The organism is Frankia sp. RB5 (genome assembly GCF_059816245.1).
Map to the genome: position 1 here is coordinate 54,212 of NZ_JCBATA010000029.1, position 16,508 is coordinate 70,719.

Below are 16,508 nucleotides of genomic sequence, written 5' to 3' on the forward strand. Positions count from 1 at the left end.
TAACCCGGACGATCCGGGCAGACACCAGCGGGCGGGCCGATGCCGTACGATCCCGGCGGCGGACCTCCGACCCCGGTGTCGACCCCGCTTTCCGAACCGGTCGCCGCGTGAGGCGCGCATTCCGGCGCGCCCCGTCTGCGGTCGCCCGGGACCGTCACGAAGGGTGATCGTATGGCGCTCGTTGGTCGACGAGCGAGCGCCCACACCCGAGTGCGCGTCCGAGGTGGCGGCCTATGCGCGGCATATCGTGATAGCCAGACGGAGTAGACGTGAAGCGGAGTGTCGGTGACTGACTCGACGATCATCTATACCCACACGGATGAGGCCCCGGCCTTGGCGACGTACTCGTTCCTGCCGGTTGTGCAGGCATACGCCGCCGCGGCGGGAGTACCCGTGGAAAGCCGCGACATCTCGCTGGCGGGGCGCATCATCGCCACCTTCCCCGAGCATCTCGAACCCGCGCAGCGCGTCGACGACGCGCTCGCCGAGCTCGGAGAGCTGGCGAGGACCCCCGGGGCGAACATCATCAAGCTGCCGAACGTCTCGGCGTCGATCCCGCAGCTCAAGGCGGCGATCGCCGAGCTGCAGGCGAAGGGCTATGCCCTGCCCGAGTACCCGGACGAGCCGAAGACCGACGCCGAGCGGGAGATCCGGGCGGCCTACGACCGGATCAAGGGCTCCGCGGTGAACCCGGTGCTGCGCGAGGGCAACTCCGACCGGCGCGCCCCCGCCTCGGTGAAGGCCTACGCCCGGGCGCACCCCCACCGGATGGGGGCGTGGGACGCGTCGTCGCGGACGAACGTGGCGACCATGGACGCCGACGACTTCCGTACCACCGAGAAGTCCGTCGTCCTCCCCGCGGACGACACGCTGCGCATCGAGCTGGTCGGCGACGACGGCACCACCACGGTGCTGCTGCCGTCCCTGCCGGTGCTCGCCGGCGAGGTCGTCGACGCCGCCGTGCTGCGCGTCGCCGCCCTGCGGGAGTTCCTCACCGCGCAGGTGGCCCGGGCCAAGGCCGAGGGCGTGCTGTTCTCGATCCACCTCAAGGCCACGATGATGAAGGTCTCCGACCCGATCATCTTCGGCCACGTGGTCCGCGCGTTCTTCCCGAAGACGTTCGCCGCCCACGGCGCCGTGCTCGCCGCCGCGGGCCTGTCGCCCAACGACGGCCTCGGCGGCATCTTCAAGGGTCTCGCCGCGCTGCCCGACGGGGACGCCATCCGCGCCTCCTTCGACGCCGAGCTCGCCGAGGGCCCCGCCCTCGCCATGGTCGACTCCGACCGCGGCATCACCAACCTGCACGTCCCGAGCGACGTCATCGTCGACGCCTCCATGCCGGCGATGATCCGCACCTCCGGCCACATGTGGGGCCCGGACGGCCAGGAGGCCGACACCCTCGCGGTGCTGCCCGACTCCAGCTACTCGGGCATCTACCAGGTCGTGCTCGACGACTGCCGCGCCCACGGCGCCTACAACCCGGCGACGATGGGCTCGGTGTCCAACGTCGGCCTGATGGCGCAGAAGGCCGAGGAGTACGGCAGCCACGACAAGACCTTCGAGATCGCGACCACCGGCACCGTCCGGCTCGTCAACGCCGCCGGCGAGGCCGTGCTCGAGCAGGCCGTCGCCGCCGGCGACATCTTCCGCGCCTGCCAGACGAAGGACGCCCCGATCCGCGACTGGGTGAAGCTCGCCGTCACCCGCGCCCGCGCCACCGGCGACCCGGCCGTGTTCTGGCTCGACGAGACCCGCGCGCACGACGCCCGCCTCATCGAGAAGATCCGCGCCTACCTGCCCGAGCACGACACCACCGGCCTCGTCCTGGAGATCAAGGCCCCCGTCGAGGCGATCCGCTTCTCCCTCGAGCGCCTCCGCCGCGGCGAGAACACCATCTCCGTCACCGGCAACGTGCTGCGCGACTACCTGACGGACCTGTTCCCCATCCTGGAGCTCGGCACGAGCGCCAAGATGCTCTCCGTCGTCCCGCTGATGAACGGCGGCGGCCTGTTCGAGACCGGCGCCGGCGGCTCCGCGCCCAAGCACGTCCAGCAGCTGGTCAAGGAGAACTACCTGCGCTGGGACAGCCTCGGCGAGTTCCTGGCGCTCGCGGTCAGCTTCGAGCAGTTCGCGACGACCACCGGCAACACGCGGGCCAAGGTCCTCGGCGACACCCTCGATCGGGCCACCGCGACGTTCCTCAACGAGGACAGGTCGCCGGCGCGGCGCGTCGGCGGCATCGACAACCGCGGCAGCCACTTCTACCTGTCGCTGTACTGGGCCCAGGAGCTCGCCTCCCAGACCGACGACCCGACGCTCGCCGCGACCTTCGCCCCCCTGGCCAAGACCCTCACCGACCAGGAGAAGACGATCGCCGACGAGCTCCTCGCCGTCCAGGGCGCGCCCGTCGACCTCGGCGGCTACTACCAGCCAGACCCGGTGAAGGCCACCGCCGTCATGCGCCCCTCGGTCAGCTTCAACGAGGCCCTCACCCTCCTCGCCTGAAAAGATCAGCCAGTCCTGCTGGCACGGTCCCGCCCGCGGCAGCGGCGGTTGGGACCACAGCACCGCACCCGAGGCGGACCGGCCTTCCGGTCCGCCTCGACGCGTTCCACCCACCCGATGTCGTCACCCGCGGGTTCGTGGATCACCGGTGGCTGGTTTGGTTCAGGCCTGGCGTCAGTCGGTCCGTGGGCTCCGAACGCGACGGTGGGAGATGCGCCAGCCGGCGTCGGTGTGGGTGACGGTGTCGTCGTAGAGGCAGGTGCCGGTTCGGCCGTCCGCCATGACTGCCAGCCCCTTGGATCGGACGGTGGCAGTGCCGTCGGGGCGATCATCAATGATGATGTTGCTGACGTGGTGGCCGGCGGGTTGGGCGCCGGGACGCTCGTGGTGGAGACGCGCGATGGCTGGCAGTCCGTCGACGGCGCCCAGGCCGTAAGCGGTCACGTCGTAGACCGCGTCCGGAGTGAACAGAAGTGCGAGGTCCTCGGACCGGCGGTCGTCCGCCAGGTGTCCGTGCAGCGCGATGAGCTCGTGGATCGCCACGCGGTCGCTGGTCGTCAGCGGCCTGGAGCGCCGGGCGCCGGACGGTGCGAGCCCGGCGAGCACGGCGGTCGTGCGGGCCTTCTCCTGCGCGGTGCCGAACGGCGCGGCGGCGAGTTCGGTGACACCCGCGTCGGCGAACCCGCGCAGGTGTCGCGCGACGCTGTCCTCGTCGCCGATCACCGCGACGTCCTGCGCGCCACCGACGCCCTCACGGTCGAGGACGGCCCGGTACTCGCGGACCTGTCCGGCCAGGGCGTAGCGGGCCGCGATCCGGCCGCGGGCGCTGTCGCGGTCGTCGGTGACGCAGACCAACGCGCCGGCGACCACGCGGGGATCATCGCGGCCGGCGGTCCGCGCCGCGCGGGTGAGCGTGGGCACGATGTGCTGACCAAGAGATCGTGGACCGGCCATCCAGGTCACCGTTCCGTCCGTCAGCTCGCCGGCGACCCGCAGCATGTGGGGTCCGAGCGCCGCCAGGAGCACCGGCGGCGGGCATGTCGCGGGAAGGTCGATCTGGCCGACCGCGGTGAGCGTCTCGCCGTGATGCTCGACCGCCTCCCCGCGCAGGAGCGGACCGAGCACGGAGAGATATTCGCGCATTCGGCGCGCCGGTTGGTCGTGCGGCAGACCGAACACTCCCCCGACCATGGCGCCCACCCCGGCGCCGATCCCGAGAGTGAGCCGGCCGCCGACGGCCGCCTGGACGCTGAGCGCCTGCCCGGCGAGGACCAGTGGGTGACGCTGCGCGACCGGCACCACCCCGGTACCGAGGCCGATCTCGGGAACGGCGGCGCCCACGAGTGCGAGCAGGGTGAGGCTGTCCCAGCCGAGGGCCTGTGCCGCCCACACCGCGCTGGCCCCGCCGCCCGCGGCCGTGCGGGCCGCCGTGACGCTCTCCTCCAGTGAGCTCGGGCCGGTCACGTCTCCGACGTACACGGCGATGTCCATACTGCCTCCAGGTAGAGGGTCCGTCGCGTTGACGGATTCCGGAGAGGTTCTCCGTTTTCTGGTCGCTACGATATGGAGAACTTCTCCGGAAGGCAATGGGAGGTCGGATGTCAGGAACGGCTTCCGGGGCGCCGCGGCGTCAGCGGGCCGACGCGGTCGCGAACCGGGCCCGGGTGCTGGCGGCCGCGCGGGAGGTGTTCACCGAGCGCGGCGGGCGTGCGTCGCTCAACGAGGTCGCGAAGCGAGCCGCGGTCGGCCCGGGCACGGTCTACCGGCACTTCCCGACGCTGCAGGCACTGCTGGTCGACCTCGTGCGGGGCGACGTCGAGCGCGTGTGCCAGCGTGGGCGGGAACTGGCGACCCACGAGGACCCCGATACCGGCCTGCGGATCTGGCTGCGGGAGTTCGCGGCGCACGCGTGCGCGATGCAGGGTCTGCTCGCCGCGCAGCTCGCCGTGGAGTTCGCCCCCGGTGACGGCAACGCCCTCGCCGCCTGCCACGACGCCCTCGTCGCCACAGCGGGCGAGCTCCTCGACCGGTCGAAACGGAGCGGGACGACGCCGCCCACCGTGGACGCGCCGGACCTCCTACGCCTCGTCAACGCCATTGCCTGGGCCAGTCAGCAGGCTCCCGACGACACCGACCTCATCGACCGACTGCTCGCCATCTCCCTGGGTGTGGGCGCGGCGCGCCCCCAGCCGAGCGGATCGCTGTAGGCCGCATCACCGCAGGCGCGGGTTCCGGGTCGGGTGCCGCACCCGTACGCCTCCCTCGGTGATCATGTTGGCGGCAACCGTATTTTCTTCAAAGCAGATCCACTTCCAGGTCACGTGTCGTACGGTGGTCGGGTACTGTCCGTCCGGATTCCTAGCGGAGGAAGCATGGCCGTGACCGAAGCCATCATCCAGGTTCCACAGGATGTACACGAGGCGCTCGTGCGGATCGCCCGGGACGAGGGAATGTCCGTGCGGACCTACCTCACGCGGTTGGCCCGGTCCGCCGACGTGTTCACGGAAGAGGAGCGGCGCGAGCAGTCCGAGCGGGCGCTGGCCGCCCTGTTCGCCTTCAGCGGCTACAACCCGACACCCGAGGAGGAGGCTGAAGCCGACGCCGAGCTCAGGCGCCGGTTCGCCCAGGCCGGTATCCCGGTGTCGTGGTGAGAGTCTCCACCCACGTGGTGCTGGACGCGACGGCGATGCTCGCGGTCGGGCGTGGCAACATCGTCGCCTCCCGGTTGATCCGCCGGGCCGGCGAGGGCGACGGCGTCTACCTGTATGCGCCGACCTGTGCGCTGGTGGAGGCCGACCGCACCCGGCGCGGCGTCGCCGAGCACATCGCCTCGCTGCGGGCGATCTCCTTGGTCGACCTCGATCTCGCCGCAGCCCTGGCGGTCGCCAGGGACCGGACGTGGGCGGCGGCGCACGTTCGTCACGTCGCCGCGCCCACGCCCCTACGCGTCGGCACGGTGGCTATCGCGACCTCCGTCCCGTCCGACTGGTCAGGGGAGGACATCGAGATCATCGATCTCGCGGCCTGAGGACGCGTCGGGGCTCGGCCGTCAGGAGGCGGCGAGGCGGCGGAACTGGCTGGCGTGGAAGACCAGCGGGGTGATCTGCGGGTCGGCGCGCATCGCGACGACCCGCAGCACGGCGATGACGTGGTCGCCGGCGGGCATCTCGGCGTGCGGGACGCATTCCAGCCAGGCACTGGCCCCGGCGAGCAGCACCGCACCCCGCCCGGTCGTGATCACCGGCAGGCCGGCGAAGCGGTCGCCCTCACGGGCCGACAGCTGACGGCAGGCGACGCCGTGCTCCTCGCCCAGGACGCTGATACCCAGGTGGGACAGCCGCCGCAGCCGCGGCCAGGTCGTCGAACTCGTCTGCAGGCACACCGAGACCAATGGCGGGTCCAGCGAGACGGGCGTGAAGGTGCTGACCGCCATGCCCACCGGCCCGGCGGCCGCCCCCTCGCCGTCCGTACCCGGCGCGGCAGCGAGGTCACTCCCGCAGATGGCCGCCACCCCGCTGGGGAAGCAGCCGAAGGCCCGGCGCAGCATCCGCGGGTCAGCCCCGCCGTCCGCGAGCGCAGTCAGCTCCGACCAGGCGCTCTCGGTGGACTCGACGTCGGCGGTCACGCCGCGACCTTGTGGCCGAGGCCGCCGCGGACCAGGGCGGGGATCACCTGTTCGCCAAGGACCTCCAGGTCGGCGATGAAGTCCGGCATGATGAACACGGCCGAATCCAGATCGGCGGCGCTGATGATGTCGGCGAGCTGCTCGGTCAGGCTTTCCGGCGAGCCGATCAGGGTTCCGGTGCTGATCGCCGTGGAGTTGCTCCACTCGTGGGCGGTGGCAGCGGCGGCCTTCTTGTCCCGGGCGACCACGCCGTGCTCGGCGAGCATGCGGCTCATCGCCTCGTCGTCCCGGCCGGCGTTGTACAGCTCGACGCGCCGGCGGGCGTCCGCGTCGGTCTCCCCGGGAATGACCATGAAGATGCAGTAGGTCTTCAGATGCCGGCCGGCCTCCTCGCCGATGCGCCGGGCCCGCGCGCCCAGCTCGATCATCGAGTCCCGGGAGGTGCCCTCGATGAGCGCGCCGTCGAGGTTCTCCGCGGTGAAGCGCAGGCCCACGTCCGAGACGGCGGCGCAGATCATCGGCGGGATGCCGACGAGCGGCTTCGGATTGGACTGGCAGTCGGTGAGGGTGAAGAACTCACCCTCGTAGTCGACCGACTTCTCCGTCCACAGCAGCTTCACGACCTCGACCCACTCGCGGGCGCGGCGGTACTTGTCGGCGTTGTCGAGGGACAGCCCGAGACCCATCTGGTTCTCCGACATCCGGTTCCCTCCGGCGACGATGTTCAGCCCCGACCGCCCACCGCTCACCTGATCCAGCGTGGCGACCATCTTCGCGGCGACCGCGGGGTGCAACAGGGCGGTGTTGCACGTCGACCAGACACCGATGCGCTCGGTGGCCTCCGCGAGCCCGGCGCTGGTCGTCAGCGATTCGAGGTTGACATCGAAATGTCCGCTCGGGCCGCCATACCCACGCCAGACCGCCTGGGAGAGGGTGAAGTCGAAACCGAGCCGTTCGGACAGCTGGGTGACGCGCCTGTTGTAGGCGTAGCTGGCGTCGAGTTCCGGCGTGGTCGTCGACGGAATCCACCCGCCGCTGCCAACCGGCAGGAACACCCCGTACTCCACGTTCTTGTCAGCCATGCTGGTGTCCTCTCCCTGTCGGTGCGGTCGGTGCGGTCGGTGCGGTCGGTGCGGTCGGTGCGGTCGGTGCGGTCGGATCGGTCGGTGCGGACAGTGCGGCGCGAAGCTGGTCGGCGGCCGCGTCGAGCGCGATGGCGCCGCTCGCGATGGCGGGCATGCAGACGAAGCCGTGCGGAACGCCCTCGACGAGCAGGGTGCGTACGGCCACCCCGGCGTCCTCCAGCCCCCGCGCGTAGGCGACGGCCTCATCTCGTAGTGGGTCCGCACCGGCGATGACGACGGTCGCGGTGGGCAGGCCCGCCAGCGTCGCGGCGCGCAGGGGACTGGCGTCGGGATGGTTCCGGGCCGCCGGGTCGGGCGCGTACAGGTCCCAGAACCAGGCCATGTCGTCGCGGCTGAGTATCAGCCCGTCGCCGTAGCGGGTGTAGGAGTCGCGGTCGAGGTCGCAGTCGAGCACCGGGCAGAACAGCACCTGATGCGCCGCCGGCGGTGCGACACCGTCGCGGCAGCGGCGGGCCAGCGCGGCGGCGAGCGCGCCGCCGGCACTGAGACCCCCGACGACCAGCCGGGTCGGCAGCGGCCCCATGGGCCATGGGGGAGCCGCCCGTCCGGACGCGACCAGGTCGGCGACCGCCTGCGCGTCGTCGAGGGCGGCCGGGAAAGGATGCTCGGGTGCGAGCCGGTAGTCGACGCTGACGATCGCGACCTCGCCGCGGTCGGCCAGCACCCGGCACACACCGTCGTTGATGTCCAGGTCGCCGAGCGCCCACCCGCCGCCGTGCAGGTAGACGACCGTCGCCGCCTCCCGGCCGTGCCGGGGCCGGTAGCACCGCACCGGCAGCGGCCCGCCCGGGCCCGCAAGGGTGTAGTCGATGAGGAACACCGCCGGGTCCGACCGCGGCGCAGGCGGGCGACCGATACGCGCTCGCGTCCGGGCCTCGGCGATCCCGGCGAGGTGGCGGGCGACCTGGCCCGCCGCGGCGGCGCGGGCGCGGGCCTGGGCGACGACCGCGGCGGCGTCCGGATCGCTCAGCCGCGCGTCGAGCCACCGCGCGTCGACCAGGGGCACGTCGGCCGGCGGCGCGTCGGTCGGGCCGATGCCGGGCGCGGGACGGCTCACCGCAGGACCGCCACCGCGTCGATCTCGACCAGCGCGCCCGGCAGTGCGAGACCGGCGACGACGAGCAGGGCGCTCGCCGGCGGGGTGAGCCCGGCGAAGCGGCGCTCGCGCGCGGTGACGATGGCGTTGACGCAGTCGGCGCTGGTCGTCCAGGCGGTGACGCGGACGATGTCGGCGAGGCTGCCGCCGCCAGCGGCGACGATCGCCTCGATCTGCGTCCACACCCGGTCGAGCTGGCCGTGGATGTCGCCGGGGGCGACGACCTGCCCGTCCGGTGTGAGTGGAAGCTGCCCGGCCACATACAGGGTGGGGCCGGTGGCGAGGACGGCGGCGGAGAACGACGGGTGGCGGTAGAAGCCGTCGGGTGCGATGGCGGTGCCCGGCATGGCGGTCAGCCCCTTCCGGCGGCGGCGACCATGGTCGACGCGGCGGCCGTGGCGGTGGCGGCGGCCGTGGCGGTGGCGGCGGCGGCGAGAGTGTGCACGCCGCGCTCGGCGAGCAGGGGGGCCACCCGGGTGGCGACCGTGCGCAGGTCGTCGAGAAAGTCGGGAACGATGAGGGTGATGCCGTCGAGGTCCCCGTCCAGCACCAGGCCGGCGATCGTGGCGGCGATCGTCTCCGGCGCGCCGACCACGGAGCCCTCCGACACGGCGAGCAGGTCGCGGCCGTTCTGGACCATGCGCCGGGCCATCGTGTTCTCCCTGACGTCCTGGCCGTACTCGAACGCCTGGGTGCGCAGCGCCTCGACGTCGACGCCGGCGTTGTAGTCGTCGACCCGAGCCTGGGCCTCGGCGTCGGTCTCGCCGGGGATGACCGTCAGCAGCGCGTAGGTCTTCGTGGTCCGGCCGAGCTCGGCGGCGATCTCCTTGGCCCGCAGCGCGCGGCTGACGAGGTCGGCGTGGCTCTGTCCGGACAGGAAGCAGCCGTCGCAGTGCGAGATCGTGAAGCGGAAGCCGGTGTCCGACGTGCCCGCGCAGACCACCTGGGGGTGCCGGCGTGGCTTGGGGTAGGACATGCAGTCCCGCAGCGTGTAGAACTCGCCGTCGAAGTCGACCCGGTCCTCGGACCACAGCCTGCGGGCCGCGGTGATCCACTCCTCGGCCAGCGCGTAGCGGCCGCGGTGGTCCAGGTCGCGCCACAGCCCCATCTGCCCCTGGTCGGACGGGTTGGAGCCGGCGACCAGGTTCAGGCCGAAGCGTCCGCCGGAGATCTGGTCGAGGGTGGCGGCCATCTTCGCCACCACCGCCGGGTGGAAGATCATCGTGTGGACGGTGGCCCAGATCTGGATGCGGCTCGTGGCGTCGGCGAGGCCCGCCATCGTGGTCATCGACTCAAGGGTGTAGTCCCAGTGGCCGGTGCTGCCGCCGTAGCCGCGCCACTTGGCCATGCTCAGCGCGAAGTCGAGGCCCAGCTGTTCGGCGAGCAGGGTCACCTCGCGGTTGTAGCCGTAGGTGGAGCGGATGTCGGGGCTGGTCACCGATGGGATCCACCCGCCGTTGCCGACGGGGATGAAGACCCCGAGTTCGACGTGCTTGCTCATGCTGTGATGCCTCCGCTGCGATGGGGGCGGGCCGGTCGCGCGGGCCGCCCGGGCGGGTCCGCCGCTCAGCGCGCTCCGCCGCCCTCGAGCAGGTGGAGCAGGCGGCGCTCGATGTCGATGAAGCCCGGCGAGGTGAACGTGTCGATGCCGCGCGGGCGCGGGATGTCGACCTCGATGCCCTGGACGATCGTCGCCGGGCGCGGGCTGAGCACATGGACGGTGTCGGCGAGGAAGACGGCCTCGCGGATGTCGTGGGTGATCAGTAGGATCGTCCACTGGAACCGCTGGCACATCCCGGCGAGCCACAGCTGCATCTCGGTGCGCGTCAGCGAGTCCAGCGCGCCGAACGGCTCGTCGAGCAGCAGCAGCGGCCGGTCCATCACGACCGTGCGCAGCAGTGCCGCGCGCTGGCGCATCCCGCCCGACATCTCGAACGGGTAGGCGTCCTGGTACCCGTCGAGGCCGAAGGTCGCGAACAGCTCGTCGACCCGCTCGCGTGCGGCCCGCCGGCGCATCCCGCCGACCTGGAGGCCGAGGATGGTGTTGTCCCGCACGGTCCGCCAGGGGAACAGCAGGTCCTTCTGCGGCATGTAGGCGACCTGGCCGGGCCGGCCGACCAGCGACTCGCCGCTGAGCGTCACCGTGCCGCCCGACGGCGGCTCCAGCCCGCTGATGATGTTGAACAGGGTGCTCTTGCCGCATCCGCTCGGCCCGATCATCGCGGTGAACTCGCCGGGGCGCACGGTGAGCTCGACGTCGCGCAGCACCGACCGCGTGCCCTCGCCGGGCACGGCGAAGGACTTGCCGAGCCCCCGGATCTCCAGCCGCGGGCCCTGCTCGGCACGCGGCGACGCGTCCAGGATCGCGTCCGCTGTGGGTGCACTCATGATCGGCTCATCCTCCGCAGGGCGCGCTGCCAGGGCATGACCAGGCGCTGGACGAGGTAGGTGGCGAAGAACAGCGCGATGCTCAGCAGCGACGTGATGCCGACGGCGGCGAGCACCAGGTCGGTCCGGAACGCGCTCTTCTGCTGCTGCATGTAGATGCCGAGGCCGAACTGGGCGCCCACGTACTCGGCGAACACCGCGCCGACGACGGCGTAGGCGATGCTCACCCGCAGGCCGGCGAAGAAGTACGGCAGGGCGCTGGGCACCCGCACGGTGACGAAGCAGCGCACCCGCCCGGCGCCCATCGAGCGCAGCAGGCGCATCGCGTCGCCGTCCGCCGACGCGAAGCCCTCGGCCAGGTTCACCGCGAGCGGGAAGAAGGTCACCAGCACCACCACGATGATCTTCGGCAGGAGGCCGAAGCCGAACCAGATCACGAACAGCGGCGCGATCGCGATGATCGGAATCGTCTGGGAGGCGACCATCAGCGGGTAGAGCACCCGCCGGCTCCAGGCGGAGAAGTCCAGGACGGTGGCGACCAGCCAGGCCGCCGCGAGGCTGACCCCGAAGCCGGCCGCCGTCTCCTTGAGCGTCGGGACGGTGTGCCGCCACAGGATGTCCCGGAACTCGAAGCCCTGGCGCACGATGCGGACCGGTCCGGGCAGCGTCATCGGCGAGATGCCGCTGACCCGGACGTAGATCTCCCAGCCGGCGAACAGGGCGACGAACACCAGCGCCGCCGGCAGGACGTCGCCGACCCGCCGGATGGCCACGCGGACCCCGGTCCGGCGCCGGCCAGGCGGGGCGATCGCCGATGATCCGGACGGCGCCACGGCAGCGTCGGTCTCCGCGATGCCGGTGGATCGCTGGACGGGGGGTGACGCCGCGGGCTGCGCGGGGATCGCCGGCTGGTCCGGGGGCGGGGAGGACGGCCCGCCGGCGGGTGGCGCGGGCGCGTTCGTCTTCGACACCATGGGCGTCTCAGCTCGGCAGGTAGTCGGTCGTGAAGATCTTCGAGTAGTCCGGTTCGGACTTCAGGGGCTTTCCGTCCGAACCGGTCATGACGCCCGCGTCGAAGAGCATCTTCCCGAACGGGCCCCAGCCGGAGATCGTCTGCGTGCCGAACGTGCCGGCGGCGTCGAGCAGATAGGACTTGCTGAGCATTTCCTGGCTCTGCTTCGGCAGGCGCGGGTCGGTGAACGCGCCGGGATTGGCATCGGCGAGGATCTGGGCCGACTCGTCGGGGTTCTTCGCCGCGTACTCGTAGCCGCGGACCACCGCCGCGACGAACCGGCGGGCGAGATCGGCGTTCTTGCTCAGGTAGTTCGTGCTCGCCGCCATCACCACGGAGTAGTTCGTCGGGATGCCGTGGTCACGGAACGGGAAGACCCGCGTCCTGATGCCGGCGAGCGCCGCCTGGATGCCCTCCCAGGTGGCGAACTGAGCGGCGAAGTCGACCTGCCCGTTGTACACGGCCTGGTAGGAGTCGGTGTTGAGGGTGACCTCCTCGAACTTCCCGGTGCCGCCGTCGTTCTGGATCGCGGTGCGGATCTCCCAGGACGTCGCCGGGCTGCCGGTGCCCGCGGCCTTCTTCCCGTCGAGCTCCTTCGGCCGGGTGATGTCGGAGTCGGCCTTCACCATGATTTCCAGCGGGTCCTTCTGCAGGATGGACATCACCGACACCAGCGGCAGGCCCGCGGCCATGTTGGCGAACATGTACGTCGGGAAACTGATGGAGAAGTCCGCCTTGCCCGCGGCGACCAGCGAGTCGGCCGGCGCGTTGGAGAACGGCACGATGCTCAGCTTGATCTTGTTTTCGCTCAGGTAGCCGAGCTTGTCCGCCACGTAGAAACCGGTGTGGTTGGTGTTCGGGGTCCAGTCGAGGGCGAGCCGGACGGTGTCGGTCGCGGCACCGCCTCCCGCGGCAGAGGCGGAGGAGGAGTCGTCACCGCAGGCGGCGAGCAGCGCCGCCGCGCCGCCACCGGCGGCGAGCAGTCCGGTGTTGCGGAGCAGAGCGCGGCGGCTCAGCTGGGAGTTCATCGCTGAGGTTTCCTTCACGTCGAGGAGTGCGAGCACGGAGCGAGGGCAGCGGACAGGAACCGCCGCGGGGGGAGGGATGGGCGGTGACGCGACGACGAGGACGGGACGGTGGGCGCGACGGGCCAGACGCGTCCGCGCCGTCCTCAGGCGGTGGGGAGGACGGCGATGGCCTCGATCTCGACCAGCAGCTCCGGATCGGCGAGACCGGCCACGACCAGGAACGTGCTCGCGGGAAACCGCCCGGGCGCGAAGTGGCGGGCCCGCTCCGCGCCGATGACGTCGCGGTGGGCGGCGTCGGTGGTGTAGGTGGTGAGCTTGACGATGTCGTTCATGCCGGCGCCGATGCCGGCCAGGACGAGGGCGATGTTGCGCCAGACCTGGGCCGTCTGGGCGGCGATGTCGCCGACGCCGACGACGCGACCGTCGGTGTCCCAGGCGACCTGGCCGGTGAGGAACACCGGCACGCCCGGGCGGACGATCGCATGGGTGTACGCGGCGACCTCGCGCACGCCGACCGGCTGGACGAAGCCGTCGCGGGCGGTCGTGAGCGTGCTGCCGTGGTGCGGGTCGTCGGTGGAGCCGCGGGGCTCGGGCATCACAGTCCTCCGCTTGGCGGGCACGCCGGTTCGGCGCACGGGGGAGTTTCCGCGCGCGGTGCGGCGTGGTGCGGCGCGGTGAAGGGGTGGGGTGCGGTGATGGAGGTGAGGTGCGGGCTGAGCGACGGTCGACGGTCAGGACCCGGCGGATCGGTGGGTGGCGCGGACGAGGGCCTCGACGGCGTCCCAGGTCGGGGTCAGATGCGCCAGCGCCGCCGCGTACGCGGCATCGCCGTCACGCCGGGTGAGGGCGTCGAGGATCGCCCGGTGCTCGCGAATTCCCTGCTCGACCCGTTCGGGCATCGCGTCGACGCCGGCGTTGACGACGAGGTTGGCCGTGCCGACCAGCGATCCGAGCAGGGTCGCCAGCCGCGCGGATCTGGCCGCGGCGGTCAGTCGGTCATGGAAGCCGCGGTTGAGGACGAGATAGTCGTCCGGGTTGGACTCGATCTCGGCCTGAGCCTTGTAGAGCGCCTCCAGCTCGCCGTCGGTGACGCGCTCGGCGGCCAGTCGGACGTTCAGCGGTTCGAGCGTTTCGAACAGTCGGCGGATTTCCAGGAAGTCGTCGAGACCGAGGCTGGCGACGGTCGCCCCGCGGTTGGCGTCGAACAGGACGAGCCCGTCGGCGGACAGGTCCCGCAACGCCTCGCGCACTGGGGTGACGCTCACCTGCAACGCCCCGGCGAGCTGGTTCTGGTGCAGCCGCTGCCCGGGGAGGAACTGTCCTCGGACGATCGCGAGGCGCAGCGACGCGCGGACGCGTTCGTGGACGGTTCTGCCGACCATCTCGCTCACCGGCGGAAGCACGGGTGACTCCATCATTTTCGCTGCTCCTTTCGGTGGGGCGGGAGGTGGCGGCGCCGGCGTCCATCCGTACTGTGCCCGCGGCCGTCCTGGGTAGATTCGAATTTACGGACGCGGGTTCCCGCCGCCGATACGGCGGAGTAAACAGTGCTGGTCCGGCCGTAACGCGTCGGTTTCCCGTCACCGCCTCGTCGCGGTCCATGACGGCTCGTCGCGGTCCATGACGGCACGCGCCGGCTGGTCCGTCCGCCGGCTGGATGTGGGATCGTGATCGGGTGAACGCGCCGATCCTCATCCTCTGGGACGTCGATCACACGCTGCTGGACAGCGGCGGGGTCAGCCGGCAGATCTACGGCCACGCCTTCGAGGTGGTGACCGGCCGGCCGATGGAGCGGCTGGCGGACATGGCCGGGCGCACCGAGCGGGCGATCGCGCTCGAGACGCTGCGGATCGGTGGCGTCGCTGATCCGGAGCCGCTGTTGCCGCGCTTCTTCGCGGCGCTCGGTGACGCGGCGCGCCGGCTGCAGGGGGAGATGCGGGTGCGCGGCCGGGCGCTGCCCGGCGCCCGCGACGCCGTTCGCGGGCTGGTGGCGGGCGGCGTCGTCCAGACGGTGGTCACGGGGAACCTGCGGCCGCTCGCCGAGACCAAGCTCGCCGCCTTCGACCTCACCGCCCACCTCGACCTCGAGGTCGGCGGCTTTGGCGACGACGCCAGCGACCGCGCTGTGCTGGTCCGTCTCGCGGTCAAACGCGCCGAGGCGGCATATGACCGGACCTTCCCGCCGGCGCGGACCGTCGTGATCGGCGACACCGTGCACGACGTGAAGGGCGCCCTCGACGCTGGTGTGCGCGCGATCGGCATCGCCACCGGCCGGGCCAGCGCCGACGGCCTGGCCGCCGCCCGCGCCGACGTGGTCCTCGCCGATCTCACCGATCTGGGCGCCCTGCGCGCGGCCGTGTTCGGTACCGCTGTGTCCGGCGAGTAGCGGGAGCGCTCAGCTCTCCCGCGGCCGGCGAGGACGCGGCGCGGTCAGCCGAGCAGGTCGCGGGTGAAGGTGACCCGGGCGATCCCCGGGCCGTCGCAGTCCGGGTGGACGGGAACGCCGTCCACCGCGGTGTCGCGTCGGTCGATCGTGAAGCCGAGGTCGGTGTGGAAGGCGAGGGACCGGCGGTTGGCCGGGCTGGTGATCGCGTGGACCCAACGCCGGTCGTGTTCTCGCGCGTAGGCGAAGAAAGCGCCGTACAGCCACGACGCGAGGCCCGCGCGCCGATGGTCCGGACGCACTCCGACGAAGTGGATGTAGGCGCTGTTCGGATCCGTGTCGGACAGGAATCCGACGAGGAACGCGACGAGCGTTCCGTCGACGGTTTCCAGAACGCGGCTGCCGGGGGTGAAATGCTGAAAGAAGAGCCGCGGCAGGAGCAGCTGGCGTTCCCGGACCTGATCCGGGCTGTTCATCCCGTCCCACCATTCCCGCAGCACCAGCTGCACCGCGAAATGGTCGTCCTCGTGCGGCACGCGGGCGCGCAGGCCGGGTGGGGTGTCGGCTGCCGTCATGCCCGGATTCTCGCGGTCGGCGGGCGGAACGGCCACCGGATTTCCCCGCGCCGTCAGCCGGCCGAACCGGCGGCCGCGTCGTCGGTGGGCCCGTCGCTCGTGGGCGTCGCGGCGGCGGGCTGCCAGGTGCCGTCGACCTCGGCCCAGCCATGCGCCCGGTCGTAGGCGGCCTTGAGCTCGTCGGAGAGCCGGGACCTGCGATCGGGCAGCGGCAGGCCGTGCTCGTCGGCGTGCTCCAGCAGCCAGGAACGAACCTCGGTGTTGGCGGCGGCCTGGTGGGGCCGGCGCGCTCGCGCCCGACTGGACGCGCCCCGCGCCGGCTTGGGCTCCGGGTCCACCGCCGACGGCGGGGTGGCCGCGTCGTTCTTCTCCACCGGCGTCCAGGCGGTGTCGACCCGCGTGGTGCGGGAAAGCTCGATCGTCTCGCCGTAGTCCGCGTACTCGCCGAGGACGGACGACATCTCATCCCGACATTCATTGCACAGATCGAGTCGGACGAGCCGGCCGTCGTAGGCAAGGGTCGCGGTCGTCGTGGCGACGGCCCGGTCCTGCGGGTGCTGACCGCTGTTGTCGCACCACACATTGACGATCGAGATAACCTCGCGTGCCATCGCTCTACTCCTGGGGCATGGGCCGGCTGATGCTCGTCGACCGGTGCTCGTCGACTTTCGAATACAAGCCTAGTGAATGGATGGCTCGAAGGCAAACACCTGTTCCCCAACGCGGATTCCGAATGATCGGCCGTGGTGGC

The 16,508-nt window shown here is 71.7% G+C and carries 18 protein-coding genes; 5 read left to right on the plus strand and 13 right to left on the minus strand.

Going from position 1 to position 16,508, the window contains the following annotated elements:
- Window positions 1-285 precede the first annotated feature (285 nt).
- Window positions 286-2,505, plus strand: coding sequence for an NADP-dependent isocitrate dehydrogenase (locus AC6EXY_RS17065; RefSeq protein WP_101832342.1), 2,220 nt, complete (start codon window positions 286-288; stop codon window positions 2,503-2,505).
- A 174-nt stretch (window positions 2,506-2,679) separates the two neighbouring features.
- Here the strand turns inward: AC6EXY_RS17065 and AC6EXY_RS17070 are convergent, their stop codons facing one another.
- Window positions 2,680-3,996 (minus strand): TIGR03564 family F420-dependent LLM class oxidoreductase, encoded by a 1,317-nt coding sequence (locus tag AC6EXY_RS17070; RefSeq protein WP_499817570.1) that lies wholly within the window; start codon window positions 3,994-3,996, stop codon window positions 2,680-2,682.
- 107 nt (window positions 3,997-4,103) lie between these two features.
- On the opposite strand from AC6EXY_RS17070, the gene AC6EXY_RS17075 reads away from it, so the two are divergent.
- The 3 genes from AC6EXY_RS17075 to AC6EXY_RS17085 all read left to right on the plus strand — a co-directional run bounded on the left by AC6EXY_RS17075 (window position 4,104) and on the right by AC6EXY_RS17085 (window position 5,533).
- A complete protein-coding gene (locus tag AC6EXY_RS17075) occupies window positions 4,104-4,712 on the plus strand; it encodes a TetR/AcrR family transcriptional regulator (RefSeq protein ID WP_101832323.1) in 609 nt (202 codons plus the stop codon).
- 165 nt (window positions 4,713-4,877) lie between these two features.
- Window positions 4,878-5,156, plus strand: a complete 279-nt coding sequence (locus AC6EXY_RS17080) for a hypothetical protein (protein ID WP_101832322.1) — start codon at window positions 4,878-4,880, stop codon at window positions 5,154-5,156.
- The gene (locus tag AC6EXY_RS17085) at window positions 5,153-5,533 is read left to right on the plus strand and encodes a PIN domain-containing protein (protein ID WP_243407614.1); all 381 of its coding nucleotides are present in this window, start codon (window positions 5,153-5,155) and stop codon (window positions 5,531-5,533) included. Before AC6EXY_RS17080 ends, AC6EXY_RS17085 begins: the two co-directional genes overlap by 4 nt.
- Window positions 5,534-5,554: 21 nt before the next feature.
- On the opposite strand, the gene AC6EXY_RS17090 is transcribed toward AC6EXY_RS17085, so the two are convergent.
- From AC6EXY_RS17090 to AC6EXY_RS17135, 10 genes are all read right to left on the minus strand, one after another.
- A complete protein-coding gene (locus AC6EXY_RS17090; protein ID WP_243407613.1) occupies window positions 5,555-6,130 on the minus strand; it encodes a flavin reductase family protein in 576 nt (191 codons plus the stop codon).
- On the minus strand, window positions 6,127-7,212 hold the full coding sequence (locus AC6EXY_RS17095; RefSeq protein WP_101832321.1) for an LLM class flavin-dependent oxidoreductase: 1,086 nt from the start codon (window positions 7,210-7,212) through the stop codon (window positions 6,127-6,129). The genes AC6EXY_RS17090 and AC6EXY_RS17095 overlap by 4 nt, the downstream gene beginning before the upstream one ends.
- Window positions 7,205-8,332 (minus strand): alpha/beta hydrolase, encoded by a 1,128-nt coding sequence (locus AC6EXY_RS17100; protein ID WP_499817571.1) that lies wholly within the window; start codon window positions 8,330-8,332, stop codon window positions 7,205-7,207. Before AC6EXY_RS17100 ends, AC6EXY_RS17095 begins: the two co-directional genes overlap by 8 nt.
- A complete protein-coding gene (locus AC6EXY_RS17105; RefSeq protein ID WP_499817572.1) occupies window positions 8,329-8,718 on the minus strand; it encodes a RidA family protein in 390 nt (129 codons plus the stop codon). Before AC6EXY_RS17105 ends, AC6EXY_RS17100 begins: the two co-directional genes overlap by 4 nt.
- A gap of 5 nt (window positions 8,719-8,723) precedes the next feature.
- Window positions 8,724-9,872: an LLM class flavin-dependent oxidoreductase gene (locus AC6EXY_RS17110; protein WP_499817573.1), complete on the minus strand. Its 1,149-nt coding sequence runs from the start codon at window positions 9,870-9,872 to the stop codon at window positions 8,724-8,726.
- A 65-nt stretch (window positions 9,873-9,937) separates the two neighbouring features.
- A complete protein-coding gene (locus AC6EXY_RS17115) occupies window positions 9,938-10,759 on the minus strand; it encodes an ABC transporter ATP-binding protein (protein WP_101832317.1) in 822 nt (273 codons plus the stop codon).
- Window positions 10,756-11,733 carry an ABC transporter permease gene (locus tag AC6EXY_RS17120; RefSeq protein WP_499817574.1) on the minus strand — a complete coding sequence of 326 codons (978 nt, stop codon included), beginning with the start codon at window positions 11,731-11,733 and terminating at the stop codon, window positions 10,756-10,758. The genes AC6EXY_RS17115 and AC6EXY_RS17120 overlap by 4 nt, the downstream gene beginning before the upstream one ends.
- 7 nt (window positions 11,734-11,740) lie before the next feature.
- Complete coding sequence (locus AC6EXY_RS17125; RefSeq protein WP_499817575.1) at window positions 11,741-12,799, minus strand: ABC transporter substrate-binding protein; 1,059 nt, start codon at window positions 12,797-12,799, stop codon at window positions 11,741-11,743.
- A gap of 143 nt (window positions 12,800-12,942) precedes the next feature.
- The gene (locus AC6EXY_RS17130; protein ID WP_101830177.1) at window positions 12,943-13,395 is read right to left on the minus strand and encodes a RidA family protein; all 453 of its coding nucleotides are present in this window, start codon (window positions 13,393-13,395) and stop codon (window positions 12,943-12,945) included.
- 135 nt (window positions 13,396-13,530) lie between these two features.
- Complete coding sequence (locus AC6EXY_RS17135) at window positions 13,531-14,217, minus strand: GntR family transcriptional regulator (protein WP_101830178.1); 687 nt, start codon at window positions 14,215-14,217, stop codon at window positions 13,531-13,533.
- 257 nt (window positions 14,218-14,474) lie between these two features.
- On the opposite strand from AC6EXY_RS17135, the gene AC6EXY_RS17140 reads away from it, so the two are divergent.
- Window positions 14,475-15,185 (plus strand): HAD family hydrolase, encoded by a 711-nt coding sequence (locus AC6EXY_RS17140; RefSeq protein ID WP_243407158.1) that lies wholly within the window; start codon window positions 14,475-14,477, stop codon window positions 15,183-15,185.
- A gap of 44 nt (window positions 15,186-15,229) precedes the next feature.
- Here the strand turns inward: AC6EXY_RS17140 and AC6EXY_RS17145 are convergent, their stop codons facing one another.
- Entirely contained in the window at window positions 15,230-15,757 is a 528-nt protein-coding gene (locus tag AC6EXY_RS17145) for a GNAT family N-acetyltransferase (protein WP_499817576.1), read from the minus strand.
- Between the two features lie 53 nt (window positions 15,758-15,810).
- Window positions 15,811-16,368 (minus strand): Lsr2 family protein, encoded by a 558-nt coding sequence (locus AC6EXY_RS17150; RefSeq protein ID WP_101830180.1) that lies wholly within the window; start codon window positions 16,366-16,368, stop codon window positions 15,811-15,813.
- Between the last annotated feature and the right edge of the window lie 140 nt (window positions 16,369-16,508).

Bases quoted from the DNA above. Each gene is read 5' to 3' on its own strand.
- AC6EXY_RS17070 (WP_499817570.1), bottom strand. From the start codon at position 3,996: ATGGACATCGCCGTGTACGTCGGAGACGTGACCGGCCCGAGCTCACTG.
- AC6EXY_RS17075 (WP_101832323.1), top strand. From the start codon at position 4,104: ATGTCAGGAACGGCTTCCGGGGCGCCGCGGCGTCAGCGGGCCGACGCG.
- AC6EXY_RS17080 (WP_101832322.1), top strand. From the start codon at position 4,878: ATGGCCGTGACCGAAGCCATCATCCAGGTTCCACAGGATGTACACGAG.
- AC6EXY_RS17095 (WP_101832321.1), bottom strand. From the start codon at position 7,212: ATGGCTGACAAGAACGTGGAGTACGGGGTGTTCCTGCCGGTTGGCAGC.
- AC6EXY_RS17105 (WP_499817572.1), bottom strand. From the start codon at position 8,718: ATGCCGGGCACCGCCATCGCACCCGACGGCTTCTACCGCCACCCGTCG.
- AC6EXY_RS17110 (WP_499817573.1), bottom strand. From the start codon at position 9,872: ATGAGCAAGCACGTCGAACTCGGGGTCTTCATCCCCGTCGGCAACGGC.
- AC6EXY_RS17115 (WP_101832317.1), bottom strand. From the start codon at position 10,759: ATGAGTGCACCCACAGCGGACGCGATCCTGGACGCGTCGCCGCGTGCC.
- AC6EXY_RS17120 (WP_499817574.1), bottom strand. From the start codon at position 11,733: ATGGTGTCGAAGACGAACGCGCCCGCGCCACCCGCCGGCGGGCCGTCC.
- AC6EXY_RS17125 (WP_499817575.1), bottom strand. From the start codon at position 12,799: ATGAACTCCCAGCTGAGCCGCCGCGCTCTGCTCCGCAACACCGGACTG.
- AC6EXY_RS17130 (WP_101830177.1), bottom strand. From the start codon at position 13,395: ATGCCCGAGCCCCGCGGCTCCACCGACGACCCGCACCACGGCAGCACG.
- AC6EXY_RS17135 (WP_101830178.1), bottom strand. From the start codon at position 14,217: ATGATGGAGTCACCCGTGCTTCCGCCGGTGAGCGAGATGGTCGGCAGA.
- AC6EXY_RS17145 (WP_499817576.1), bottom strand. From the start codon at position 15,757: ATGACGGCAGCCGACACCCCACCCGGCCTGCGCGCCCGCGTGCCGCAC.
- AC6EXY_RS17150 (WP_101830180.1), bottom strand. From the start codon at position 16,368: ATGGCACGCGAGGTTATCTCGATCGTCAATGTGTGGTGCGACAACAGC.